23 protein-coding genes are annotated in these 23,480 nt (G+C 56.3%); 10 read left to right on the plus strand and 13 right to left on the minus strand.

Annotation, left to right across the window (positions count from 1 at the left end):
- Both rfaF and rfaD read right to left on the minus strand, forming a co-directional pair.
- Positions 1–1,059, minus strand: a complete 1,059-nt coding sequence (rfaF, locus tag KGA69_RS07000) for an ADP-heptose--LPS heptosyltransferase RfaF (protein WP_213292931.1) — start codon at positions 1,057–1,059, stop codon at positions 1–3.
- 9 nt (positions 1,060–1,068) lie between these two features.
- Positions 1,069–2,001 carry an ADP-glyceromanno-heptose 6-epimerase gene (gene rfaD, locus KGA69_RS07005; protein WP_045390625.1) on the minus strand — a complete coding sequence of 311 codons (933 nt, stop codon included), beginning with the start codon at positions 1,999–2,001 and terminating at the stop codon, positions 1,069–1,071.
- A gap of 212 nt (positions 2,002–2,213) precedes the next feature.
- Here rfaD and kbl point away from each other — a divergent pair, with 212 nt between their 5' ends.
- From kbl to KGA69_RS07025, 4 genes are all read left to right on the plus strand, one after another.
- A complete protein-coding gene (gene kbl / locus KGA69_RS07010; protein WP_113374040.1) occupies positions 2,214–3,407 on the plus strand; it encodes a glycine C-acetyltransferase in 1,194 nt (397 codons plus the stop codon).
- 12 nt (positions 3,408–3,419) lie between these two features.
- A complete protein-coding gene (tdh, locus tag KGA69_RS07015; RefSeq protein WP_015369171.1) occupies positions 3,420–4,445 on the plus strand; it encodes an L-threonine 3-dehydrogenase in 1,026 nt (341 codons plus the stop codon).
- 175 nt (positions 4,446–4,620) lie between these two features.
- Positions 4,621–5,349 carry a hypothetical protein gene (locus KGA69_RS07020; RefSeq protein WP_049060260.1) on the plus strand — a complete coding sequence of 243 codons (729 nt, stop codon included), beginning with the start codon at positions 4,621–4,623 and terminating at the stop codon, positions 5,347–5,349.
- Between the two features lie 166 nt (positions 5,350–5,515).
- A complete protein-coding gene (locus tag KGA69_RS07025; RefSeq protein ID WP_045390630.1) occupies positions 5,516–6,307 on the plus strand; it encodes a glycosyltransferase family 2 protein in 792 nt (263 codons plus the stop codon).
- Positions 6,308–6,313: 6 nt separating this feature from the next.
- On the opposite strand, the gene KGA69_RS07030 is transcribed toward KGA69_RS07025, so the two are convergent.
- From KGA69_RS07030 to gpmM, 3 genes are read right to left on the minus strand one after another with little or no spacing between them, the layout of a single operon-like run.
- Positions 6,314–7,261 (minus strand): divergent polysaccharide deacetylase family protein, encoded by a 948-nt coding sequence (locus KGA69_RS07030; RefSeq protein WP_045390634.1) that lies wholly within the window; start codon positions 7,259–7,261, stop codon positions 6,314–6,316.
- A 3-nt stretch (positions 7,262–7,264) separates the two neighbouring features.
- Positions 7,265–8,536, minus strand: a complete 1,272-nt coding sequence (gene envC, locus KGA69_RS07035; RefSeq protein ID WP_045390637.1) for a murein hydrolase activator EnvC — start codon at positions 8,534–8,536, stop codon at positions 7,265–7,267.
- 9 nt (positions 8,537–8,545) lie between these two features.
- A complete protein-coding gene (gene gpmM / locus KGA69_RS07040; protein WP_045390640.1) occupies positions 8,546–10,090 on the minus strand; it encodes a 2,3-bisphosphoglycerate-independent phosphoglycerate mutase in 1,545 nt (514 codons plus the stop codon).
- Positions 10,091–10,336: 246 nt separating this feature from the next.
- Here gpmM and KGA69_RS07045 point away from each other — a divergent pair, with 246 nt between their 5' ends.
- From KGA69_RS07045 to cysE, 5 genes are all read left to right on the plus strand, one after another.
- Positions 10,337–10,768 carry a rhodanese-like domain-containing protein gene (locus tag KGA69_RS07045; RefSeq protein WP_015369178.1) on the plus strand — a complete coding sequence of 144 codons (432 nt, stop codon included), beginning with the start codon at positions 10,337–10,339 and terminating at the stop codon, positions 10,766–10,768.
- Between the two features lie 104 nt (positions 10,769–10,872).
- Positions 10,873–11,124 (plus strand): glutaredoxin 3, encoded by a 252-nt coding sequence (gene grxC / locus KGA69_RS07050; RefSeq protein WP_015369179.1) that lies wholly within the window; start codon positions 10,873–10,875, stop codon positions 11,122–11,124.
- Between the two features lie 60 nt (positions 11,125–11,184).
- Positions 11,185–11,652, plus strand: a complete 468-nt coding sequence (gene secB, locus KGA69_RS07055; RefSeq protein WP_015369180.1) for a protein-export chaperone SecB — start codon at positions 11,185–11,187, stop codon at positions 11,650–11,652.
- Positions 11,652–12,671: an NAD(P)H-dependent glycerol-3-phosphate dehydrogenase gene (gene gpsA, locus KGA69_RS07060; RefSeq protein WP_015369181.1), complete on the plus strand. Its 1,020-nt coding sequence runs from the start codon at positions 11,652–11,654 to the stop codon at positions 12,669–12,671. The genes secB and gpsA overlap by 1 nt, the downstream gene beginning before the upstream one ends.
- Before the next feature lie 80 nt (positions 12,672–12,751).
- Positions 12,752–13,573, plus strand: a complete 822-nt coding sequence (cysE, locus tag KGA69_RS07065; protein ID WP_004106845.1) for a serine O-acetyltransferase — start codon at positions 12,752–12,754, stop codon at positions 13,571–13,573.
- 81 nt (positions 13,574–13,654) lie between these two features.
- Here cysE and trmL read toward each other — a convergent pair whose 3' ends face one another.
- The 5 genes from trmL to KGA69_RS07090 form a co-directional block, all read right to left on the minus strand.
- Positions 13,655–14,128 carry a tRNA (uridine(34)/cytosine(34)/5-carboxymethylaminomethyluridine(34)-2'-O)-methyltransferase TrmL gene (trmL, locus tag KGA69_RS07070; RefSeq protein WP_045359275.1) on the minus strand — a complete coding sequence of 158 codons (474 nt, stop codon included), beginning with the start codon at positions 14,126–14,128 and terminating at the stop codon, positions 13,655–13,657.
- A gap of 369 nt (positions 14,129–14,497) precedes the next feature.
- A complete protein-coding gene (gene lldD / locus KGA69_RS07075) occupies positions 14,498–15,682 on the minus strand; it encodes an FMN-dependent L-lactate dehydrogenase LldD (protein WP_045390646.1) in 1,185 nt (394 codons plus the stop codon).
- Positions 15,682–16,455, minus strand: coding sequence for a transcriptional regulator LldR (lldR, locus tag KGA69_RS07080; protein WP_045390649.1), 774 nt, complete (start codon positions 16,453–16,455; stop codon positions 15,682–15,684). The genes lldD and lldR overlap by 1 nt, the downstream gene beginning before the upstream one ends.
- Positions 16,452–18,107, minus strand: coding sequence for an L-lactate permease (gene lldP / locus KGA69_RS07085; RefSeq protein WP_042893619.1), 1,656 nt, complete (start codon positions 18,105–18,107; stop codon positions 16,452–16,454). The genes lldR and lldP overlap by 4 nt, the downstream gene beginning before the upstream one ends.
- Before the next feature lie 300 nt (positions 18,108–18,407).
- Complete coding sequence (locus KGA69_RS07090; RefSeq protein ID WP_015369186.1) at positions 18,408–18,770, minus strand: YibL family ribosome-associated protein; 363 nt, start codon at positions 18,768–18,770, stop codon at positions 18,408–18,410.
- Between the two features lie 275 nt (positions 18,771–19,045).
- Between KGA69_RS07090 and KGA69_RS07095 the strand changes: the two genes are divergently transcribed.
- A complete protein-coding gene (locus KGA69_RS07095; RefSeq protein ID WP_045390655.1) occupies positions 19,046–19,270 on the plus strand; it encodes a hypothetical protein in 225 nt (74 codons plus the stop codon).
- Here the strand turns inward: KGA69_RS07095 and mtlR are convergent.
- The 3 genes from mtlR to KGA69_RS07110 form a co-directional block, all read right to left on the minus strand.
- Positions 19,259–19,855, minus strand: coding sequence for a mannitol operon repressor MtlR (mtlR, locus tag KGA69_RS07100; protein WP_045390658.1), 597 nt, complete (start codon positions 19,853–19,855; stop codon positions 19,259–19,261). The genes KGA69_RS07095 and mtlR overlap by 12 nt on opposite strands.
- Positions 19,855–21,003 (minus strand): mannitol-1-phosphate 5-dehydrogenase, encoded by a 1,149-nt coding sequence (gene mtlD, locus KGA69_RS07105; RefSeq protein ID WP_045390661.1) that lies wholly within the window; start codon positions 21,001–21,003, stop codon positions 19,855–19,857. The genes mtlR and mtlD overlap by 1 nt, the downstream gene beginning before the upstream one ends.
- Positions 21,004–21,104: 101 nt before the next feature.
- On the minus strand, positions 21,105–23,015 hold the full coding sequence (locus tag KGA69_RS07110; RefSeq protein ID WP_049060718.1) for a PTS mannitol transporter subunit IICBA: 1,911 nt from the start codon (positions 23,013–23,015) through the stop codon (positions 21,105–21,107).
- Positions 23,016–23,480 lie beyond the last annotated feature (465 nt).

Genomic DNA, 23,480 nt, shown 5'->3' on the forward strand with positions numbered 1-23,480 from the left:
TTACGCTTCCTCGTGCTCGGTTTTTTCCGCTAACAGTTCGTTCAGCTCTTGCAGGACGCATTCTGGAGTGATGTCGATCAGGCTTTGATGATAGCCCTCAGCGGCATCGCCTTTGCGCACCTTGTGGTAGCCGCTAATCAGGCGAATAACCCGCGCTTTATGCGATAGCGGCGGGGTAAAGTCCGGGCTGCTCGGGCCGTACAGCGCCACCAACGGGCGATCCAGCGCGGCGGCGACGTGCATCAGCCCCGAATCGTTGCTGACCACAGCCTGACAGGCGGCAATCAGAATCACGGCCTGTTCCAGTTGGGTTTCGCCGGCCAGGTTACGGCACCAGGCCTGCTGCTCGCTGCTGAGCGCGGCGATGATCTCTTTGCCGGCATCGTTATCTTTCGCCGAGCCGAAGAGCGCTATCTGATAACCATCGTCAATGAGCTTTTTCGCCAGCGCGGCATAGTGATAATGCGGCCAGCGTTTGGCCGGGCCGAATTCCGCGCCGGGGCAGAAGCCGATAATCGGCCGATCGTTCGAAAGATTAAAAGCGTTGCAGGCCTGTGATTTTTCGCCATCGTTGACCTGCAGCTGCGGCCACAGCAGCGGTTGTGGAAGGTCTTTAGCGCAGCGCATGACGCCATTGTCGTAGGCCAGCGCCACGTAGCGCTCCACCATCAGCGGCCAGGCGTCTTTGTCCAGCACGCGGGCGTCGTTAAGCAGGCCGTAGCGCATCTCGCCGCGCCAGCCGGTGCGCAGCGGAATGTTGGCGAAGAAAGGCACTAATGCCGATTTAAACGAGTTCGGCAGCACGTAAGCGCGATCGTAGCGACGATCGCGCAGGCTGTGGCCGAGTTTACGACGCTCGCCGATAGCCAGCGCGCCGTGGCCGAGCGGCATGGCGATCGCTTCGTTGACTTCCGGCATGCGCGATAACAACGGACGGCACCATGCCGGCGCCATCACGTCGATAATCGCCTGGGGATAGCGCGCCCTGAGCGTACGATAAAGACTTTGCGACATCATCATGTCGCCCACCCAAGACGGGCCTATCACCAATATTTTCATGCTTGTTTCTTACGCGTCGCGGTTTAGCCAGGCCATATATTCCGTTACGCCTTCGGCAACGGTTTTGAACGGTTTGTCATAGCCCGCTTTACGCAGGTTAGTCAGATCGGCCTGCGTGAATGCCTGATAGCGGCCTTTCAGTTTGTCCGGGAACGGGATGTATTCAATGCTGCCTTTCTTATGGTACGCCAGGGTCGCATCGGCGACGGCCTGGAAGGATTCCGCGCGGCCGGTACCGAGGTTGAAGATACCGGAAACGCCATTTTCCCAGAACCACAGGTTTACCGCGGCGACGTCGCCGACATAGACGAAGTCGCGTTTAAAGCCGTCGCTGCCTTCGAACAGTTTCGGACTTTCGCCATTATTCAGCTGGGTATTGAGGTGGAAGGCCACGCTCGCCATGCTGCCTTTGTGCCCTTCGCGCGGTCCGTAGACGTTGAAATAACGGAACCCGACGATCTGCGAATCCGCTTCCGGCAGGATCTGACGGACGTATTCGTCGAACAGGAATTTAGAGTAGCCGTAGACGTTCAGCGGTTTTTCAAATTCGCGTGATTCGATAAAGTCGCTGGTGCGCCCGCCGTAGGTGGCGGCAGAAGAGGCGTACAGGAACGGGATTTCGCGCTCCAGACAGTAGTGCAGCACCTCTTTGGAGTACTGATAGTTGTTATCCATCACATACTTGCCGTCCCACTCGGTCGTGGAAGAGCAGGCGCCTTCATGGAATACCGCTTCGATCTCGCCGAACTCTTCGCCGGCCATAATCTGGATCAGAAAATCTTCTTTATCCATGTAGTCAGCGATGTCCAGATCCACCAGGTTTACGAATTTGGTGCCGTCTTTCAGATTGTCTACAACCAGAATATCGGTGATGCCTTTGTCATTCAGGGCTTTAACGATGTTGCTGCCGATAAAGCCTGCGCCGCCGGTTACGATGATCATAACTGTACCTTTGAAGTAGAAAGCCCGGAAACAATCCGGACATGAATACTCATATCATATCACTACATCCGAAAGGCTTCAGCCATTCGCCGAAAAGGTGCTGGCCGTGCGTGATTTATGCTGCAAATTATTCATTCAGGCATGCATCATCTCGTATCAACGTATAGCTTTGGGTAATATGTGCCAAATTTTGCCGAATCTGGAGAGTTGCAATGCGTGGTGATTTCTACAAACAGTTAACCAATGACCTGGATACCGCGCGCGCGGAAGGGTTGTTTAAAGAAGAGCGTATCATTACTTCGGCTCAGCAGGCGGACATCACCGTCGGCGACAGCCACGTGATTAACTTCTGCGCCAATAACTATCTGGGTCTGGCGAACCACCCGGAACTGATTGCCGCGGCGAAATCCGGCATGGACAGCCACGGCTTCGGGATGGCCTCGGTGCGCTTCATCTGCGGTACCCAGGACACGCATAAGCAGCTCGAGAAGAAGCTGGCGGATTTCCTCGGTATGGAAGACGCGATTCTCTACTCCTCCTGCTTTGATGCCAACGGCGGCCTGTTTGAAACGCTGCTGGGACCGGAAGATGCCATTATCTCTGATGCCCTGAATCACGCGTCGATCATCGACGGCGTGCGCCTGTGCAAAGCTAAGCGTTTCCGCTATGCCAACAACGACATGCAGGAGCTGGAAGCGCGTCTGAAAGAAGCGCGCGAAGCCGGCGCTCGCCACGTGCTGATCGCCACCGATGGCGTTTTCTCGATGGACGGCGTGATCGCCAACCTGAAAGGCGTCTGCGACCTGGCGGATAAATATGATGCGCTGGTGATGGTCGATGATTCTCACGCTGTGGGCTTTGTCGGCGAAAACGGCCGCGGTTCCCATGAATATTGCGACGTGATGGGCCGCGTCGACATCATCACCGGCACGTTGGGTAAAGCGCTTGGCGGCGCGTCAGGCGGTTACACCGCTGCACGCAAAGAAGTCGTTGAGTGGCTGCGCCAGCGTTCTCGTCCGTATCTGTTCTCCAACTCCCTGGCGCCGGCCATCGTCGCCGCCTCCATCAAGGTGCTGGAGATGGTGGAAGCGGGCAGCGAACTGCGCGATCGCCTGTGGGCTAACGCGCGCCTGTTCCGCGAAAAAATGACCGCCGCAGGCTTTACCCTGGCAGGCGCCGACCACGCGATTATCCCGGTGATGCTCGGTGAAGCTACCGTCGCCCAGGAGTTCGCGCGCGAATTGCAAAAAGAAGGTATTTACGTCACCGGTTTCTTCTATCCGGTGGTTCCAAAAGGCCAGGCGCGTATTCGCACCCAGATGTCGGCGGCGCATACCCCTGAACAAATTGAACGTGCGGTAGAAGCCTTTACCCGCATCGGCAAACAACTGGGCGTCATCGCCTAATAAGGGTGTGAGATGAAAGCGTTATCCAAACTGAAAGCGGAAGAAGGCATCTGGATGACCGACGTACCGGAACCGGAAGTCGGCCATAACGATCTGCTGATTAAAATCCGTAAGACCGCGATTTGCGGTACCGATGTGCACATCTATAACTGGGATGAATGGTCGCAGAAAACCATCCCGGTACCGATGGTGGTGGGTCACGAGTATGTCGGTGAAGTCGTGGGTATCGGTCAGGAAGTGCGCGGCTTTAAGCTCGGCGATCGCGTTTCCGGCGAAGGGCACATCACCTGCGGACACTGCCGTAACTGTCGCGGCGGCCGCACGCATCTGTGCCGCAATACCATCGGCGTGGGGGTAAACCGCCCGGGCTGTTTCGCTGAATATCTGGTGATCCCGGCCTTCAACGCTTTCAAAATCCCGGACAATATCTCTGACGACCTGGCATCCATCTTCGACCCGTTCGGTAATGCGGTGCATACCGCGCTCTCCTTCGACCTGGTCGGTGAAGACGTGCTGGTTTCCGGCGCCGGCCCGATTGGCGTGATGGCCGCGGCGGTGGCGAAACATGTTGGCGCGCGTAACGTGGTGATTACCGATGTTAACGAATATCGCCTGGAACTGGCGCGTAAAATGGGCGTCACCCGCGCGGTCAACGTGGCGAAAGAGAATCTTAACGATGTGATGGCGGAGCTGGGGATGACCGAAGGCTTCGACGTGGGCCTGGAGATGTCCGGCGCGCCGCCTGCGTTCCGCACCATGCTTGATACCATGAACCACGGCGGACGTATTGCGATGCTGGGTATTCCTCCGTCGGATATGTCTATCGACTGGACCAAGGTCATCTTCAAGGGGCTGTTTATCAAAGGGATTTACGGCCGCGAAATGTTTGAAACCTGGTATAAGATGGCGGCGCTGATCCAGTCGGGCCTCGATCTTTCGCCGATTATCACCCATCGTTTCGGTATTGATGACTTCCAGAAAGGCTTTGACGCGATGCGTTCCGGTCAGTCTGGTAAAGTGGTACTGAGCTGGGATTAAGCGAATTATCGTCAGGATGACGATAATAACCATTCTTGCTGCCCATGGATTATGGGCAGCATATTCCCAACATATATATTAATAATAAAGTTTTTGTTATTACTACGATCGCTATTGAACTGGCTCCGGTTTTATTTATATTCTGCCATATCTTCATATAACAAGGATGATATATATGGCATACCCTATTTTCATCAATCGTGTTTGGCAATTGAAGAATATCATCTTACCGGCGTTGCTGCTTTTAATGAGTTTTAACATTCTTGCTGAGCAAAGGCTTGAACATGGCGTGCTGCAAGCCTACTGGAAGGCGCAATGGAGCGATAATGCTACCATTAATGTTCCGGCCCTCGGATTTCGCTATTATTGGCTGGATGACCAGGGGAAATTTAAAAAAGTCATCAATATATATGTTAAGGGAACGCTGAAAGAACAGTTGCTGTTTATTCGGCAGAACTTTAGTGATATCCCGGAAAATTTTATCAGATTTCGCGAGTGGTACGTTAACCAGCAGGGCAGTCTGCTGGTTAATAATATCGCGCAGTATACCGAATGCAACAGTGAGAATTATAGCGCCGTATTGCTTTCTTTTGTTCCTGCGCGAAATAAACCTGCATCCTGGATAGACGATATGCATGCTCAGGTCCCCTGCGGCGGGGACGGGCGCTATCCCTGGTTAACGACATATCATTTACAGCGTGAATGGAATCAGCTTTCATTCAAAGAATGGCCAGATGATAATGCGAATAATACATATTCCGTTATGGCTGATGACGTGGTGGTTAAAATACGCACTATTAACAAATACTGGATCTATGCCGCTCTTTACGATGACAGCAAAGCTGACCGTATGAGTGAAAAACGGGGGTACATAAGGAGAGGGCATCTCAATCCCGATAACTGACACCCGATGGTATCGGGCAAGGTGATGAAATTTATCTCAAGGTAGATTTATTTAGATTTGGATAACATTTCTAAAATAATACGCATCTACCGCACTATTTCCGCATCGATCTTTTGCCTATTCGTTTATACAGTTGGTTTACTCTTCGTTTAATCGCATAAACCCTATGTTTAAGCTCTCAGTATGCTTGCTTACCTGTAATTCGGCCCGATTATTACGGGAAGTCTTGCCGCCGCTGTTGCGGGTGGCGGATGAGTTTATTGTCGTTGATTCAGGCAGTACGGATGAAACGCTGCAGATATGTCAGCAGTTTGGCATAACGGTTCACCATCACCCCTATGCCGCCCATGGCATGCAGATGAACTATGCGACCTCGCTGGCGACCCATGACTGGGTGCTATGTATGGATAGCGATGAAATTCTGGATGAAGAAGTGGTTGCGGCGATTCTGGCGCTTAAGGCGGGAGAGGAACCGGATCCGAGCTGCGCGTGGCGTCTGCCGCGCTACTGGTTCGTGCTTGGCGAGCAGGTGCGCACCATTTATCCCATCTCATCGCCGGATTACCCGGTACGCCTGTTCAACCGTCAGCGTGCCAGCTTTAACCAGCGGCCGGTGGACGATCAGGTGGTCGGCCATCTGACCTCGATAAGGCTGCCGGGCTTTGTCCGCCACGATACCTTCTATTCACTGCATGAAGTGTTTAACAAGCTCAACAGCTATACCACCCGGCTGGTGAAGGCGCAAAAGGTCAGGCCGTCGCTCAGTCGCGGGATTATCAGCGCCATCGGCGCGTTTTTTAAGTGGTATTTGTTCAGCGGCGCGTGGCGTAGCGGTAAGGTGGGGGCTGTCACCGGACTGTATGCCACCTTGTACAGCTTCATGAAGTATTTTAAAGCCTGGTATGCTCACGACGGGAAGCGGCAGGGAACCGTGACGGAGAAGCGCACGGATCCCTGATGAAGATTAGTTGGTGGGGCTATCCCAGCCCTGCCATTTAAGCTGGTAATACTGGACCAGCGCGCTCTGGCTGATGCTTTCGCTGAGAATGCTAAAGAAGCGGCTGGCGTTCACCGGCTCCAGCGGACGCTTCGGTTTGCAGTACTTCACGCCGTGGAACGGGTTACGCGGCTTCTGCTGCTGCGGCACGTTTGGTTGCGCAGGCGTGTTCGGCGTCGAGTTATCGACCTGCGGTTCGTTCAGCAGGCTGCTCGGGCGCACCAGCGTGATATCCGGCGGCAGGTTATAAACCATTTGCTGTAGTACCCGCACCGTTGAAGGGTGTGGATGACCAATGGCGATCGCCGAACCGTTACGCCGCGCCAGCGCGATGGCGCGATTGAACTGGGTGCGGATGTCCGCCTCGTTCTGGGTATCGTCGAGAAACACTTTGCGTTTAATCACCTTCACGCCGGTCCCCTGGGCGGCGCGCATGGCCTGGGTGTTGCCGATGGTCACACTATCGAGAAAATAGAGATTGTAGCGTTCCAGCGCCTGCATCACCTTCTGCATGCCGAACAGGTTAGAGGTCATGGCGCTACCCATGTGGTTGTTCAGCCCGACGGCGTAAGGCACTTTCCCGTAAGCCTCACGAATAATACGTTCGATCTCATCGCTGCTCATATCCGGGCGCAGGGTGTCTTTTTCCAGCGGTTGCTTGCTGAGCGGCGCCATCGGCAGGTGGATCAGCACTTCGTGGCCCAGATTATGCGCTTTAGTGGCCATTTCCCGGGCGTGGGGGGCGTTCGGCAGCACGGCAACGGAGATGGTGGGCGGCAGCGCCAGCACCTTATTTTCCGTCTGTGGACGATAGCCGAAATCATCGATAACGATAGAGAGTTTACCGGCGAAAACCGGCGCAGCTATAGCCAGTGAACCGGCTACAGCAAGTGCAATCATGCGAAATTGGAGCAAAACTTATCTTCCCAACCACGGCTGTGGATTGACCGCCTGACCCTGGCGGCGAATTTCGAAATAGAGCGACGGACGACCCTGACCGCCGCTACTGCCTACCAGCGCGATAGCCTGGCCCGCGCGGACCTGGGTACCGACGCTGACCAGCGCGCTTTGGTTATAGCCGTAAAGACTCATGTCGCCTTTGCCGTGTTCAACGACGACCACCAGCCCGTAGCCCTGCAGCCAGTCGGCGAGGATCACCCGACCATCGGCAATAGCTTTGACTTCGGTGCCTTCAGACGCAGCGATAACCATCCCTTTCCAACGTAGTTCACCTTGCAGCTGTTCGCCATAACGATGAAGAATTGTTCCGCGAACCGGCCAGAAGGCCTGCCCGCGCGGCGCGCCGAGGCCGCCGGTTCGCGACATCAGCGAACGTTCGCTTTCGGTTGGTTTATAGGTGGTGCCTTTGCGCGAGGCTTCCTGCTGACGGTCGCGTACCGCCTGGGCATCGCGAGCCTCGCGGTCGGCGCGGGCTTTGGCTGCCGCTTCCGCCTGGGCGATGCGACCGCGCAGGCGCGATTCGTTAGCGCGCAGTTCGCTGAGCTGCTGTTGGCCTTTCTGAATGGAGGATTCGAGGCTGGAGAGCGTCTTTTTACGCTCGTTGCGCGCCTGCTCAAGCTTGGCCTGCTGCGCTTTTTGCTCGTAAACCAGCGTTTGCTGCTGGCTTTGTTTTTCTTCCAGCATCGATTTCTGCACCGCGACTTCTTCGCGCGTCTGCTTGAGCTGGGCGATAGTCTCCTGACGGGCCTGGTTAAAGTAACCAAAATAGGCCTGCAGGCGCTGGTTGCGCTGCCCCTCTTCGCCGCTGAGGATCATCTGCATGCCGGTATGCGGCCCCTGGCGGAAGGCGGCATCAAGCTGCGCGGCGAGGTTACGTTCCTGGGAGGCGCGCTGGCGCTCCAGCTTAGCGATAGACGCGTTCATCTCGTCGATCTGCTTATTGAGCTGGTTGAGGGTATCCTGAGTTTCACGCAGCTTACGCGCGGCGGCGGAGATCGCTTCTTCCTGCGCTTTTAGCTGGGCCAGCAGAGAGGAGCGTTGCTGCTGCTGTTGCTGAATCGCGCGCTGTTTGGCGGCGATATCGGCCTGAATGGATTTCAGCTGGTCGCGGTCATCGGCGTGAGCGGATGCGGCGCACAGCAATACGCCAGCGCTAAGCGCGCTGGCGTAAAGAACGGATCGAACAGCCGTTGCGATCCATGTATTTGAATAAGTCGCCTTTCCCCTCATGGGGAAGGATTATTCCACGATGAACAGCGGCTTGCCAGTCATCTCTTGCGGGATTTCCATTCCCATCAGCGACAGCATGGTTGGCGCGATGTCGGAAAGCTTGCCGCCTTCGGCCACTTTCACGGTTTTGTCGCCAACGTAGATCAGCGGAACCGGCAGGTTAGTATGCGCGGTGTGCGCCTGTCCGGTCGCTGGATCGCGCATCTGTTCGGCGTTGCCGTGGTCGGCGGTGATCAGCAGCTGACCACCGACGGATTCAACGGCCGCGGCCACTTGTTCGATGCAGTGATCCAGCGCTTCAACCGCTTTCACCGCCGCTTCCATCACCCCGGTATGGCCAACCATATCGCCGTTCGGGTAGTTACAGATAATGGTGTCATACTGGCCGCCTTTGATGGCAGCAACCAGTTTCTCGGTCAGCTCGGCGGAACTCATTTCCGGCTGCAGGTCGTAAGTGGCGACCTTCGGCGAGTTAATCAGAATACGGTCTTCGCCTTTGAACGGCTCTTCTACGCCGCCGTTAAAGAAGAAGGTCACGTGCGCATATTTCTCGGTTTCGGAGATGCGCAGCTGGGTTTTGTCGTGCTTCGCCATCCACTCGCCGAAAGTGTTAACCAGTGAAGCTGGTGGATATGCGCAAGCGACTTTGATGTCGGCGGCGTATTCGGTCAGCATCACGAAGTCGAGGTTAACGACTTTCTTACGCGCGAAGCCGTCGAAGTCGGCGTTAACGAAGGCGCGGGTGATTTCGCGCGCGCGGTCAGCGCGGAAGTTCATGAAGATCAGCGCGTCGCCGTCTTCCATCGCGGCATCGGCCTGGCCGGCGGCGCGGATAACGGTCGCTTTGACGAACTCGTCGTTTTCGTCACGGGCATAGGCTGCCTGCAGGCCCGCCACGGCGGTGTCGGCCTGGAATTCGCCTTTGGCCAGCGTCATCAGGTCATAGGCTTGTTCAACGCGATCCCAGCGGTTGTCGCGGTCCATGGCGTAGTAGCGACCAATGATAGAGGCAATACGGCCTTTGCCCAGCGCGGTGAATTTAGCTTCGAATTTAGCCAGCGTCGCTTCAGCGCTGCGCGGCGGCGTGTCGCGGCCATCGAGGAAAGCGTGCAGATAGATTTTCTCTGCGCCGCGCTCGGCGGCCAGTTCTACCATCGCCATGATATGGTCTTCGTGGCTGTGAACGCCGCCAGGCGACATCAGGCCCATGATATGTACCGCTTTACCTGCGGCGACGGCTTTGTCGACCGCGCCGGTCAGCACCGGGTTGGCGAAGAAGGTGCGTTCTTTGATTTCAACGTCCAGACGGGTCAGATCCTGATACACGATACGACCCGCGCCGAGGTTTACGTGACCCACTTCGGAGTTACCCATCTGGCGGTCAGGCAGCCCGACTTCCAGACCGGATGCGTCAATCAGGGTGTGCGGACGTTTTGCCCACAGTGCGTCCATTACCGGCGTTTTCGCGCTATAAATGGCGTTATCCTGCTGGTCTTCACGGTAGCCGTAGCCATCCAGAATCACCAGTACCATAGGTTTTTTAGTAACCGACATTGCGACAACCTCATGCTCAAAGACAGAAAATTTGCGTAATTTTACTACAGCTGAATCGATCAAATCACCGTAAAAGATCAAAGAAAGGGAAGGGACGGCGCCAGAGCCGATGGCGAAGTCGGCTTTTTTTTCGTGACGGGCCGCAGAAAATACATTACATCGCGCTCACTGGCTGTATTTGCCGCAATGCACAGGTATACTCCTTGCCTGGTTTTTTTATCACTTAGTCGGGAGTTGTAACCCCCCATGCAAGAAATTATGCAATTCATCGGCCGTCACCCGGTCCTGAGCATCGCGTGGATCGCGCTGCTGGGTGCGGTACTGTTCACCACCTTTAAGGGCTTGATGTCGAAAGTTAAAGTCATCACCCGTGGTGAAGCGACGCGTCTTATCAACAAAGAAGAAGCCGTTGTTGTCGACCTGCGTCAGCGTGACGACTTCCGTAAAGGCCATATCGCCGGCGCTATCAACCTGCTGCCTGCCGATATCAAAGCAAATAACGTCGGCGAGTTGGAAAAACACAAAGCACAACCCATTATTGTTGTGGATGGGTCCGGCATGCAGGCGCAAGAACCTGCCAGCCTGCTGAATAAAGCCGGATTCGAAAAAGTCTTTGTACTGAAAGAAGGCATCGCAGGCTGGAGCGGCGAGAACCTTCCGCTGGTACGCGGCAAATAATTTACCCCCGCGTCGTTATGGCGCAGCGGTTCCCCCGATAACCTCTCAGGCGGCGGGGAGCCTCTGCGGCGTAAAATCCCTCGGGGTAAAAACAGGAGTGAGTCATGGCCAATATTGAGATCTATACCAAAGCGACCTGCCCGTTCTGCATCCGCGCCAAAGCGCTGCTGAACAGCAAGGGCGTGACGTTCAACGAACTGCCTATCGATGGCGATGCCGCAAAGCGTGAAGAGATGATCCAGCGCAGCGGCCGGACGACGGTTCCGCAGATTTTTATTGATGCGCAGCACATTGGCGGCTGTGACGACTTGTATGCGCTTGATTCACGTGGTGGACTTGATCCCCTCTTGCGCTAATTTTTACGTTTTCCCCATTCAGGGGCCGCGTATTTAAGGACAACACGAAAGGGTTTTACTATGTCAGAACAAAACAGCACCGAAATGACTTTCCAGATTCAGCGCATCTACACCAAAGACGTTTCCTTCGAAGCGCCAAATGCGCCGCAGGTTTTCCAGAAAGATTGGCAGCCGGAAGTTAAACTTGATCTGGATACCGCTTCCAGCCAGCTGGCTGAAGGCGTTTATGAAGTGGTGCTGCGTGTCACCGTAACGGCATCGCTGGGCGAAGAAACCGCATTCCTGTGCGAAGTACAGCAGGGCGGCATCTTCTCCATCGACGGCATCGATGGCAACCAAATGGCGCACTGCCTCGGCGCGTACTGCCCGAACATTCTGTTCCCGTACGCTCGCGAGACCGTTACCAGCCTGGTTTCCCGCGGCACCTTCCCGCAACTCAACCTTGCGCCGGTGAACTTTGACGCGCTGTTTATGAACTATCTGCAACAGCAGGCTGGCGAAGGTGCTGAACAACATCAGGATGCCTGATGAACGCGCTTAATGCTGCAATGACTGTGATCGGTGCCGGCTCTTACGGCACCGCTCTTGCCATCACCCTGGCAAGAAATGGCCACGAGGTTGTCCTCTGGGGCCATGACCCGAAACATATCGCGACGCTGCAACACGATCGCTGCAACGCCGCGTTCCTTCCCGATGTGCCCTTCCCGGACACGCTGCGCCTTGAGAGCGATTTAGCGACGGCGCTGGCCGCCAGCCGCGATATCCTCGTGGTGGTGCCGAGCCACGTCTTCGGTCAGGTTTTGCGCCAGATTAAACCGCTGATGCGTTCAGATGCGCGTCTGGTGTGGGCGACGAAAGGTCTGGAGGCCGAAACCGGCCGTCTGCTGCAGGACGTGGCGCGTGAAGCGCTGGGCGATGACATCCCATTAGCGGTCATCTCCGGTCCGACTTTCGCCAAAGAGCTGGCCGCCGGCCTGCCGACGGCGATTTCTCTGGCGGCGACGGATCCGCAGTTTGCGGAAGACCTTCAGCGCCTGCTGCACTGCGGTAAAAGCTTCCGCGTCTACATCAACCCGGACTTTATCGGCGTGCAGCTGGGCGGCGCGGTGAAAAACGTTATCGCCATCGGCGCCGGGATGTCTGACGGTATCGGCTTTGGCGCGAATGCCCGTACGGCGTTGATCACCCGTGGTCTGGTGGAAATGTCCCGTCTCGGGGCAGCGCTGGGCGCCGATCCGGAAACCTTCATGGGCATGGCCGGGCTGGGCGACCTGGTACTGACTTGTACCGATAACCAATCGCGAAACCGCCGTTTTGGCATGATGCTCGGACAGGGCATGGACGTGCAAAGCGCGCAGGACAAGATTGGCCAGGTGGTTGAAGGCTATCGCAATACCAAAGAGGTTCGCGTTCTGGCGCAGCGTTTAGGCGTCGAAATGCCAATAACCGAGGAAATTTATCAGGTATTGTATTGCGGAAAAATTGCGCGCGAGGCAGCATTGACCTTATTGGGTCGCGCACGCAAGGACGAACGCAGCGCCAACTAGCCGCAGGGAAAGTCTGTTACCTGTATGACCCGGTCAGCGAAGAACTGACCGGTCATAATTCTTACCGTCTGGAGTATGCAATGCCGTGTGAAGAACTGGATATCGTCTGGAACAATATTAAAGCCGAAGCCCGGGCTTTGGCCGACTGTGAGCCGATGCTCGCCAGTTTTTACCACGCAACGCTACTCAAGCACGAAAATCTGGGCAGCGCCCTGAGCTATATGCTGGCGAATAAGCTGGCCTCGCCGATTATGCCCGCTATCGCCATTCGCGAAGTAGTGGAAGAGGCTTATGCCGCTGACCCTGAGATGATCGCTTCCGCCGCCTGTGATATCCAGGCGGTACGTACCCGCGACCCTGCGGTCGATAAATACTCAACGCCGCTGTTGTACCTGAAAGGCTTCCATGCGCTGCAGGCCTACCGCATCGGCCACTGGTTGTGGAATCAGGGGCGCCGCGCGCTGGCTATTTTCCTGCAGAACCAGGTCTCCGTCTCGTTCCAGGTCGATATCCATCCGGCGGCGAAGATTGGCCGTGGGATCATGCTCGACCACGCCACCGGTATCGTGGTCGGTGAAACGGCGGTGATTGAAGACGACGTATCCATTCTGCAGTCCGTGACCCTCGGCGGTACCGGCAAAACCAGCGGCGACCGTCACCCGAAAATTCGCGAAGGCGTGATGATTGGCGCCGGGGCGAAGATCCTCGGCAATATCGAAGTCGGGCGCGGGGCGAAGATTGGCGCCGGTTCCGTGGTGCTGCAACCTGTGCCGCCGCATACCACCGCTGCAGGCGTACCGGCGCGTATCGTCGGTAAGCCGGAGAGCGACAAACCGGCGATGGATATGGATCAGCATTTTAATGGCATCCACCATACCTTCGAGTACGGCGACGGGATTTGATTTATTGCCATTTGCCGCCGCGAAGCTCAGAGAGGTAGCCCGGATAAGGCGCAACGCGCCGCAATCCGGGAACCGCTCAGGTTAGCTGCGTAACACGGCGCCCGGGTATCCCAACTGGCGCCAGGCTTCATACACCACCACCGACACCGCGTTTGACAGGTTCATGCTGCGACTGTCCGGCATCATTGGAATACGGATCTTTTGCTCCGCCGGTAGGGCATCGAGGATGCTGGCCGGCAGGCCGCGCGTTTCCGGACCAAACATCAAGAAATCACCATCCTGATAGCTTACCGCGCTGTGGGCGGGCGTGCCTTTGGTGGTGAGGGCGAACAGGCGCTGCGGCTTCGCGCTGGCGATAAACGCCGCATAATCCGCGTGGCGCTGTACGGCGGTGAACTCGTGATAATCCAACCCGGCGCGTCTCAGGCGTTTATCGTCCCAGGTAAAGCCCATTGGCTCAATGATATGTAAATTGAAGCCGGTGTTGGCGCACAGGCGGATGATATTGCCGGTGTTCGGCGGGATTTCTGGTTCGAATAACACGATGTTCAGCATACTGCCCCCTTAATTGCGGGGGGCAGAATAGCAGATATTTGCCGAACCCTCACCCCGACCCTCTCCCAGAGGGAGAGGGGGAAAACCGATGCCAGCCGGATGGTCTCTCTCCCTTTGGGAGAGGGGGAAAACCGATGCCAGCCGGATGGTCTCTCTCCCTTTGGGAGAGGGAGAAACCGATGCCAGCCGGACGGTCTCTCTCCCTTTGGGAGAGGGGGAAAACCGATGCCAGCCGGATGGTCTCTCTCCCTTTGGGAGAGGGGGAAACCGATGCCAGCCGGATGATCCACTCTCCCTTTGGGAGAGGGAGAAAACCGATGCCAGCCGGATGATCCACTCTCCCTTTGGGAGAGGGGGAGAGTGAGGGAATTACGCGGCGTTGCCCTGCTTGAGCGCATCAAAGGTCTGCAGCGCTTCGGCATTCTGCACCAGCGAATCGCGGCTGATTTCACTGATGGATTTCGCCCCGGTCAGCGTCATCGCCACTTTCATCTCTTTCTCGATAAGATTGAGCAGATTCGCCACCCCCTGCTTGCCGTGGGTCGCCAGCGCGTACAGATACGCGCGGCCCAGCAGCACGCTGTCGGCACCAAGGGCGATCATCCGCACCACGTCGAGACCGTTGCGGATGCCGCTGTCGGCGAGAATAGTGATGTCGCCTTTAACCGCATCGGCAATGGCGGGCAGGGCGCGGGCGGAAGAGAGCACGCCGTCAAGCTGGCGGCCGCCGTGGTTGGAGACGACAATGCCGTCAGCGCCGAAGCGCACCGCGTCGCGGGCGTCTTCCGGGTCGAGGATCCCTTTGATCACCATCGGGCCGTCCCAGAAGTCGCGGATCCACTCCAGGTCTTTCCATGAAATCGACGGATCGAAATTATTCGCCAGCCAGCCGATGTAATCCTCAAGACCGGTCGGTTTGCCGAGATAGGCGGAGATATTACCCAGATCGTGCGGGCGTCCGTTGAGGCCGACGTCCCATGCCCACTGTGGATGAGTGACGGCCTGCCAGTAGCGGCGCATGGCGGCGTTTGGGCCGCTCATGCCAGAATGGGCGTCGCGATAGCGCGCGCCGGGGGTCGGCATATCCACGGTAAAGACCAGCGTGGAGCAGCCTGCGGCTTTAGCGCGCTCCAGCGCATTGCGCATAAATCCGCGATCGCGCAGGACGTACAGCTGGAACCACATCGGGCGTTTGATGGTCGGGGCGACCTCTTCAATCGGGCAAACGGAAACGGTAGAGAGGGTAAACGGGATGCCTTTGTCGTCTGCCGCACCCGCCGCCTGCACTTCGCCGCGGCGCGCGTACATGCCACATAGCCCGACCGGCGCCAGCGCCGTCGGCATTGACAGCTTCTCGTTGAATAACGTGGTTTCCAGGCTCAAATCCGACATATTGCGCAGAATGCGCTGGCGGAGCGCCACGTCGGAGAGGTCTTCAACGTTACGGCGCAGGGTGTGTTCGGCGTAGGCGCCGCCGTCGATATAGTGGAACAGAAACGGCGGCAGGATACGCTGTGCGGCGGCGCGATAGTCGCTGGCGGCGGAAATAATCATCACGAGTTCTCCCTGGAATTTTCATTGTGGTCACCGGGCAGGCGGGTAATGCGCGCCTGGCGGGCCTGGTCTTCATCAAAACGTTTAATGGTGGCGTGGACAAAACCGAGGTGGGCCATCATCGCCTGGCGCGCGCCTTCCGCGTCGCCGGCGAAGATCGCTTCCATCACCGCCTGATGTTGTTCGGTCAGACGCGCGAACACCGGCGGCACCAGATACATGCGCTGGCGGCTCTGCTTCACCGAGGATTGCAGAAGCTCGAAGAAACCGCGCATGGTTTGCAGCAGCACCACGTTATGCGAGGCTTCAGCGATCGCCAGGTGGAAGCGAACATCCGCCTGTGAGGCGAGATCCGGGTCATCGCTGAGGGTGGCTTCAAAACAGAGGCGGATTTTTTCTTTTTCGGCGTCGGTGGCCCGCATCGCCGCATGCCAGGCGGTGCTGGCTTCAATAGCGTGGCGGGCTTCGAGAATATCAAAACTGTAGTCGGGGTCGTCGGCGAGCAGCGTTTTCAGCGGCTGGACGATGTTTTGCTCCGACCAGGGCTCATGCTGCCAGCGCACGAAGGTGCCGCCGCCGCGACGGCTAAGTAGCACCCCTTCGTTGACCAGCATCGCCAGCGCTTCACGCAGCGAATTGCGTGAAACACCGAGCTGTACGGCAAGCTGGCGCTCGGCGGGCAAACGCATGCCCGCCTCCATCTGTTGTTCTTCTATCAGCGCCCGGACGCGATTTGCGACGTCGTCAGCCAGGCGTTTTGGCATTACTTTCACGGAATCATCCAGGTTAAGACATACGCCTGCAGGGTGGTAATCAGGCCCACCATGCAGGTGAATATCAGGCTGTGCTTGACGGTAAAGCGGAACAGGTCCGACTCTTTACCCACCAGGCCTACCGCGGCGCAGGCAATGGCGATCGACTGTGGCGAAATCATCTTGCCCGTCACCCCACCGGTGGTATTCGCGGCGACCAGCAGAATATCGGAGACGCCGATTTGCTGGGCTGCCGTCGCCTGCAGCGCGGCGAATAGCGCGTTAGACGAGGTATCCGAACCGGTCAGGAAAACCCCCAGCCAGCCGAGGAACGGCGAGAAGAAGGTAAACGCGTGGCCGGTATGCGCCAGCGCCAACGCCAGCGTCGATGACAGCCCGGAGTAGTTCGAGATAAAGGCGAACGCCAGCACCATGCCGATGGAGTAAATCGGCAGCGCCAGCTCTTTCAGCGTCCCGGCGAAGGTGGTCAGCGCATCCTTCGGCTTCATACGCAGCCAGACGATAGACAGTATAGCGGCGAACAGAATGGCGGTGCCGGTCGCCGACAGCCAGTCGAATTTATACACCGCGGCGTATGGCGTCGCGGCGCTCACCACCGGCGGCATACGGGCGACCATTTTGTCGAGGAACGGTACCGAAATATTAACCACGAAGTCATACATCGCCCCGCCCGGCGCAAACAGCGCTTTAAACGGCGGCACGCTCCACAGGGTGACGGTAGCGGTGAGGAACAGGAACGGCGACCAGGCGCGAATGACCTGACCGGCGGTGTAATGCGTGCGCGCCAGGGTTTGATCAACCTGCGCGGCGCCCATATCGCCAAAGCGGAAGATACGTACCGGCTGCCAGCGTTTGAGGAACAGCGTCAGGCATACCAGCGACACCAGCGAAGAGATGATGTCCGGCAGTTCCGGGCCGAGGAAGTTGGAGCTGAGGTACTGCGCGATGGCGAACGAACCACCCGCGACCATCACCGCCGGCCACGTCTCTTTCACCCCGCGCCAGCCGTCCATAATCGCCATGATCCAGAACAGCACGATAATGGTCAGGAACGGCAGCTGACGGCCAACCATCTGACCGATGGCGAAGCTATCGATGCCGGTGACCTGGCCGGCGACCAGAATCGGGATCCCCATGGCGCCGAAAGCCACCGGCGCGGTGTTAACAATCAGGCACAGCCCGGCGGCGTACAGCGGATTGAAGCCGAGCCCGACCAGCAGCGCGGCGGTAATCGCCACCGGCGCGCCGAAACCGGCGGCCCCTTCGAGGAAGGCGCCAAAGGAGAAGCCGACAATCAGCATCTGCAGGCGCTGATCCGGCGTAATCGAAAGAATCGACGAGCGGATAATGTCGAACTGCCCGGTCTTCACCGAGATTTTATAGACGAAGACCGCGGCGATAATAATCCACGCGATAGGCCACAGGCCGTAGAAGAAGCCGTATACCACCGACGATAAGGCGCGATCGACCGGCATTTTGTAGAACAGCAGGGCGACAAGCAGCGCGATGGCAACGGTCCAGGTGGCGGCGATATAGCCTTTAAGCTTGAGCTTAATCAGGGCGAAAAAGAAAAACAGAATCGGCAGTGAGGCGATAAGGCTCGATAGCCAGATATTACCAGCCGGATCGTAATTTTGTTGCCAGAGGTTCATGCAGGTCTCCATCGGGCCACATCCAGTGCGTCAGGTTGGGTCTGCGCCCATTGCCGATCACACTGTTTGTAAAATTGGCCCAGCCAAATTGCGATTGTAGGGTTAACGACAATTGATGGTTAACCAAATGTTATGGCATGGCAACGCGTTTGTGATGCAAAGTGATGGATATGTGAACCGATTGACGGTTTAAGAAATAATTGGTTGGGCCAATTTGGTGGGGAAGGAGAAATTGGCTGTGAGTTCACGGCCCGGTAGGGCTACCGGGTAATAGACGACGAACTCACAGCGGGCAAAAGATTAAAACTCGCTCTTCGCGAAGCCGGTCATCTCTTTGAGGCCCATTTCGCGGCCCAGCGCGGTCATCGGGTGGACGACAACCAGTCCGCGCACGCTTTTCTTCAGCTTGCCCATATCGGCCTGCTCTTTCTTGGTAATAGCGCGACGATGCGGCATGCTCATCAGCTTCTGCGCTTCTTTGCTCAGCTTCTGCGACTGGACGGAACGCAGACGTTCGATTTCCGTTTCCAGGGTCGCTTTTTCTTTTTCCAGCTCCGCGTATTTATCGGCGGCTTCGACCAGCGACAGGTCGGCCTGCTGGTGGCGGATGGCGTCGAGACGGTCGCTCAAACGCTTGATTTCATTCTTTTCGACTTCTTTCATGGTAATTTTATCTGTGAATAAAAGGGCTTCGACGTTACATAGTATGGGCCGGGCGGGCCTTTGTTGATAGTTTTTTATCGAAATACTCGCGGCTATACGGCCATAAGCATGAGACCCGATATATTATAATTATTTGAAAAATAATGATATTGTCGTTTTAATTAAGCTGTTTGTCATTTTTGTGAAGCCTGACGGCTATTCCGCACGTTTTCCTCAACTTGCTCCCTTTTTTTCGCCAATCCTTAATAAGATCCCCCTGAACAGAGGAGAGCGTGATGGCGAAAATCGGCGACGGCGTACCACGTATCATCGATAAAACGGTAGATTTCATGGCCTCGAGCCAGGCGTTTATGGAATATCTGAAAAAATGCCCGCGTTTACAGCGGATACCGCGCGATATTCCTGAGGATAAAAAGGAGCTATTCCTGAGTCGTCTGGAGTATTACCGGCAGCTGTACCGGCCGACGTGCGACCAGCAAGAAACGGAGTCAGAGCGTTGATTTCTGGAAGGCTTTTTTTAAGCTGATTCGAGAAATCAGCTCAGTCAGAGACAACACCATCGTTGAACGTACCATCTGCTGGTAGCGCAGTTTCTGCATTGCCAGCAGTTCCCTATCGCTCTCATCAAATAGCGGCGTCGGCGGAAGCGCGGCGACGCAGTGCAGTTCGCCTAACGGCCCGAGAATTTCATCATCGGTGAAAGTGTACTCATTACCGTCATGATTGAGCTCTTCACGCAGCGCCATCAATAGCTCGGCATCTTCGTATTCGGCGCGGCTTATCACCCCAAGGCCGTAGATAAGCTTCAGGCGTACGGAAAGGTCGCCCAGCGGCCCACTGCCGTCCAGCAATGGCTCCACTGCGTATTTCACCGCGTAATCGTCTTTGCGGAATACCTGAAGTACCAGAATATTGACCGCCTCCGTCAGGAGTTCGACGGCGGCTATCAGGAAACTTCTTACGGTCTTACCAGCATTTAAACGCTCAAGTACGCGGTTTTCAAATGCCTGTGTTTCTTCCATTATTGCCTGCATATCGGACAGGAGTGGTATTGGGCGCGGCATCGGCCGCGCCAGGTTGTACATCATTTTACCGCGTTGTAGTCGTTAACGGCTTCCGCCACTACCGCGCTTGCCGCATCCAGGCCGGAAATCTGCGCCAGCGCGGCCTGTGGGCCTTTTTCGCTAATCAGCGCCGCCAGCTCCTGCGCCTGCGGATCGTCTTCGCTGCGGAAATGCATAGCCGCGGCAATCCCTTTTACCAGGTTCCGATGCGGCAGGCCGTATTCCAGCGTGCCAAGCAGCGGCTTGATCAAACGATCGCCCGCGCTCAGTTTACGCAGCGGCTGGCGGCCGACGCGCTCCACATCATCTTTCAGATACGGGTTCTCAAAGCGACCAAGGATTTTCTGGATATAAGCCGCGTGTTTCTGCGCATCAAAGCTGTAGCGTTTGATCAGCACCGCGCCGCTCTCTTCCATTGCGCCTTTTACGACGGCGCGAATGTTCTCATCAAGAATCGCGTCGCGAATCGTTTGATGGCCCGCCAGTTTCCCGAGGTAGGCGGTTATAGCATGCCCGGTGTTTAAGGTGAATAGCTTACGTTCGACAAATGCCATCAGGTTATCGGTTAATTCCATTCCTGGGATGTTCGGCAGCTCGCCCTTAAACTGGGTTTTATCCACAATCCATTCGCTGAAGGTTTCAACGGTGACTTCCAGCGGATCGTTGGTGGCGGAAGCCGACGGCGGCACTATACGGTCTACGGCGGAATCGACGAAGCCGATATGCGCTTCAACCCACGATTTATCTTCTTCCGCCAGCGCGTTAAACACATGGCCTTTCAGCTGGGTGGTGCCGCGCACCATGTTTTCGCAGGCGATGATATTCAGCGGGCGTTCAATACCCTGCGCTTTGCGTTTCACCAGGCCTTTGGCGATGGCCGGAGCGATACGCTCCAGAACGACGGGACCGACGGCGGTGGTCACCAGGTCGACATCGGCGATCAGATCCACCACTTCATCGCCAATGCTGCTGACGGCATTCACGCCGGAGACGGTGTCAACCTGTTCGTTTTCGCCCACTACGTGAACCTGATAGCTATGACGGGCATTCAGGGCGTCAAGGACCACCTGATTGACATCGGCGAACGTGAGGGTGATACCGGCGTCAGCCAGCAGTTTGCCAATGAAGCCACGTCCGATATTACCTGCGCCAAAATGTAATGCTTTCATAGTATTAACCTTCAATTAATGTTTTTACCTGAGAGGGCTGGGGTGAGGCTTTTCCCTCACCCCAACCCTCTCCCAAAGGGAGAGGGCGTGGAGCGTTGTGGTTATTTATTCAGCAACGACAGGACTTCTTCGACGCTGGTGGTTTTCGCCAGCCGCTCAATCACGGTTTCATCATCCAGCGCGTTGGTAAGGCTGGTGATAACGTGAATGTGTTCGTTGTTGCGAGCGGCGATACCGATGACCAGACGCGCGACTTCATCTTCTTCTTCGCCGAAGCGCACGCCTTCCGGATACTGGCAGAAGACGACGCCGGTTTTCAGCACCCGATCTTTCGCTTCGATGGTACCGTGCGGTACGGCGATGGATTCGCCAAGATAGGTCGAAGTCAGCTTCTCGCGCTCGAGCATCGCCTGCACGTATTCCGGCTCAACGTATCCGCCTTTCACCAGTTGTTCACCGGCGAAGCGAATCGCCTCTTCTTTGGTGGCCGCTTTACGCCCCAGGAAGATATTATCCGCGCCCAGCTGGAACAGGTTTTTGTCGTCATTATCAAAGCTATCTTTCAGGCTATCGGTGACCTTTACTTCGTTGTCGATGTGGCGCTGCGCCGCAACCAGACGCTCGGTCAGGCTGGTGTACAGGCCGCTGTCGAGGAAGTTGGTCAGCGAAATATGCTGTGCCTGCGGTACCTGGCGCATGGCGCGCTCGGTCAGGTCGCGGTGGGTGATCACCAGGTCGACATCCGGCGGCAGATTGTTAATCGCGCTGTTGGTGACCGAAATGTTGCTCAGTCCGGCATCCTGCACCTTCTTACGCAGTACCCCGGCGCCCATGGCGCTGGAACCCATACCGGCGTCGCAGGCAACGATGATTTTACGCACGTGGCTCAGGTCGTTAGCCACGTCGCCCGCGGCCAGCGGCGTCGCCGCGCCTTTGGACTCGGCTTTCATGTCGTGCATGCGACGGGTTGCGGCTTCGATATCGTCTTCTTCTTTCACTTTGCTGGTTTTCAGCAGGATAGCAGAGACAATAAAGGAGACCGCCATCGCCGCAATGATGGCCGCGATGTTAGCGAAGTAGGCACCTTTTGGCGTCATCGCCAGTACCGCCAGAATGGAGCCTGGGGAAGCCGGAGAAACCAGGCCACCGTTAAGGATAGTCAGGGTGAAGACGCCGGTCATACCGCCGAGGATAACGGCCAGAATCAGACGCGGGTTCATCAGCACGTACGGGAAGTAAATTTCGTGAATACCGCCCAGGAAGTGAATGATTGCCGCACCACCCGCAGACTGCTTCGCGCTGCCGCGGCCAAAGAACATGTACGCCAGCAGAACGCCCATCCCCGGACCCGGGTTAGCTTCAATCAGGAAGAAGATGGATTTGCCAAGCTCATGGGACTGCTGAATACCCAGCGGCGAGAAGATACCGTGGTTAATCGCGTTATTGAGGAACAGGATTTTCGCCGGTTCAACAAAGATAGACGCCAGCGGCAGCATGTCGTGCGCCACCATGAAGTTAACGCCGGCCGCCAGCAGTTTTGACAGCACTTCAACCGCCGGGCCAATGCCGAGGAACGCCAGAATGGCAAGGATCATCCCGATGATACCGGCGGAGAAGTTATTCACCAGCATTTCGAAACCGGATTTGATCTTACCGTCTACCCAGGCGTCAAATTTCTTGATGCAGTAGCCGCCGAGCGGACCGGCGATCATCGAACCGAGGAACATCGGCATATCCGCGCCGACGATAACGCCCATGGTGGTGATAGCGCCGACGACGCCGCCGCGTTCGCCGCCCACCAGCTTACCGCCGGTATAACCGATCAGCAGCGGCAGCAGATAGGTGATCATCGGGCCGACCAGCTTCGCCAGCGTCTCGTTCGGCAACCACCCTGTTGGAATAAATAACGCGGTGATAATCCCCCACGCGATAAACGCGCCGATATTCGGCATCACCATATTGCTGAGGAAACGACCAAAGCTTTGCACTTTGATCTTGATATCGGATGACATAAAACACCCCTTCTTCTGTTTTGCTTATCGCGCAGGCTGAACGCCCGAGGTTTGTTGTTAATGTGGCGGCAGAGGTAGCCGGACCCTGATTGATAGTGCGAAATCTGGCACTGAATCGTTAAGCTGTCCAGCAAGTGACTTTTTATGTGATGTGCATCACATGAATATAGGGGGCTGGTACTTATATGTAGTGATCGTAATCACAAAAATGATGTGTAAAAAAACAACAACACGTAATGGGAGGCCATAAATCGCATATTTATGTGATGTTTGTCACATTATAACTTTGCTGTTTTGTTATTTGTTTGTGATATACGTCACAAAATATTTTGCGCTCAATTCCGTCATGTGTGATCTGCGGCAGGTTCTGTCTTCCCCAGCGGCCAACGATGTAACTTTGCAACTCGCCTGCATGAAGAACATTTTTTGCCGCTGATGGCGGAAATGAATACGGTGAATTATGCT

Source organism: Klebsiella sp. A52, from assembly GCF_018388785.1.
Lineage (GTDB): Bacteria > Pseudomonadota > Gammaproteobacteria > Enterobacterales > Enterobacteriaceae > Klebsiella > Klebsiella aerogenes.

Coding starts and splice junctions, on each gene's coding strand:
- rfaF (WP_213292931.1), bottom strand. CDS start 1,059: ATGAAAATATTGGTGATAGGCCCGTCTTGGGTGGGCGACATGATGATG.
- rfaD (WP_045390625.1), bottom strand. CDS start 2,001: ATGATCATCGTAACCGGCGGCGCAGGCTTTATCGGCAGCAACATCGTT.
- kbl (WP_113374040.1), top strand. CDS start 2,214: ATGCGTGGTGATTTCTACAAACAGTTAACCAATGACCTGGATACCGCG.
- tdh (WP_015369171.1), top strand. CDS start 3,420: ATGAAAGCGTTATCCAAACTGAAAGCGGAAGAAGGCATCTGGATGACC.
- KGA69_RS07020 (WP_049060260.1), top strand. CDS start 4,621: ATGGCATACCCTATTTTCATCAATCGTGTTTGGCAATTGAAGAATATC.
- KGA69_RS07025 (WP_045390630.1), top strand. CDS start 5,516: ATGTTTAAGCTCTCAGTATGCTTGCTTACCTGTAATTCGGCCCGATTA.
- envC (WP_045390637.1), bottom strand. CDS start 8,536: ATGAGGGGAAAGGCGACTTATTCAAATACATGGATCGCAACGGCTGTT.
- gpmM (WP_045390640.1), bottom strand. CDS start 10,090: ATGTCGGTTACTAAAAAACCTATGGTACTGGTGATTCTGGATGGCTAC.
- KGA69_RS07045 (WP_015369178.1), top strand. CDS start 10,337: ATGCAAGAAATTATGCAATTCATCGGCCGTCACCCGGTCCTGAGCATC.
- grxC (WP_015369179.1), top strand. CDS start 10,873: ATGGCCAATATTGAGATCTATACCAAAGCGACCTGCCCGTTCTGCATC.
- secB (WP_015369180.1), top strand. CDS start 11,185: ATGTCAGAACAAAACAGCACCGAAATGACTTTCCAGATTCAGCGCATC.
- gpsA (WP_015369181.1), top strand. CDS start 11,652: ATGAACGCGCTTAATGCTGCAATGACTGTGATCGGTGCCGGCTCTTAC.
- cysE (WP_004106845.1), top strand. CDS start 12,752: ATGCCGTGTGAAGAACTGGATATCGTCTGGAACAATATTAAAGCCGAA.
- trmL (WP_045359275.1), bottom strand. CDS start 14,128: ATGCTGAACATCGTGTTATTCGAACCAGAAATCCCGCCGAACACCGGC.
- lldD (WP_045390646.1), bottom strand. CDS start 15,682: ATGATTATTTCCGCCGCCAGCGACTATCGCGCCGCCGCACAGCGTATC.
- lldP (WP_042893619.1), bottom strand. CDS start 18,107: ATGAACCTCTGGCAACAAAATTACGATCCGGCTGGTAATATCTGGCTA.
- KGA69_RS07090 (WP_015369186.1), bottom strand. CDS start 18,770: ATGAAAGAAGTCGAAAAGAATGAAATCAAGCGTTTGAGCGACCGTCTC.
- KGA69_RS07095 (WP_045390655.1), top strand. CDS start 19,046: ATGGCGAAAATCGGCGACGGCGTACCACGTATCATCGATAAAACGGTA.
- mtlR (WP_045390658.1), bottom strand. CDS start 19,855: ATGTACAACCTGGCGCGGCCGATGCCGCGCCCAATACCACTCCTGTCC.
- mtlD (WP_045390661.1), bottom strand. CDS start 21,003: ATGAAAGCATTACATTTTGGCGCAGGTAATATCGGACGTGGCTTCATT.
- KGA69_RS07110 (WP_049060718.1), bottom strand. CDS start 23,015: ATGTCATCCGATATCAAGATCAAAGTGCAAAGCTTTGGTCGTTTCCTC.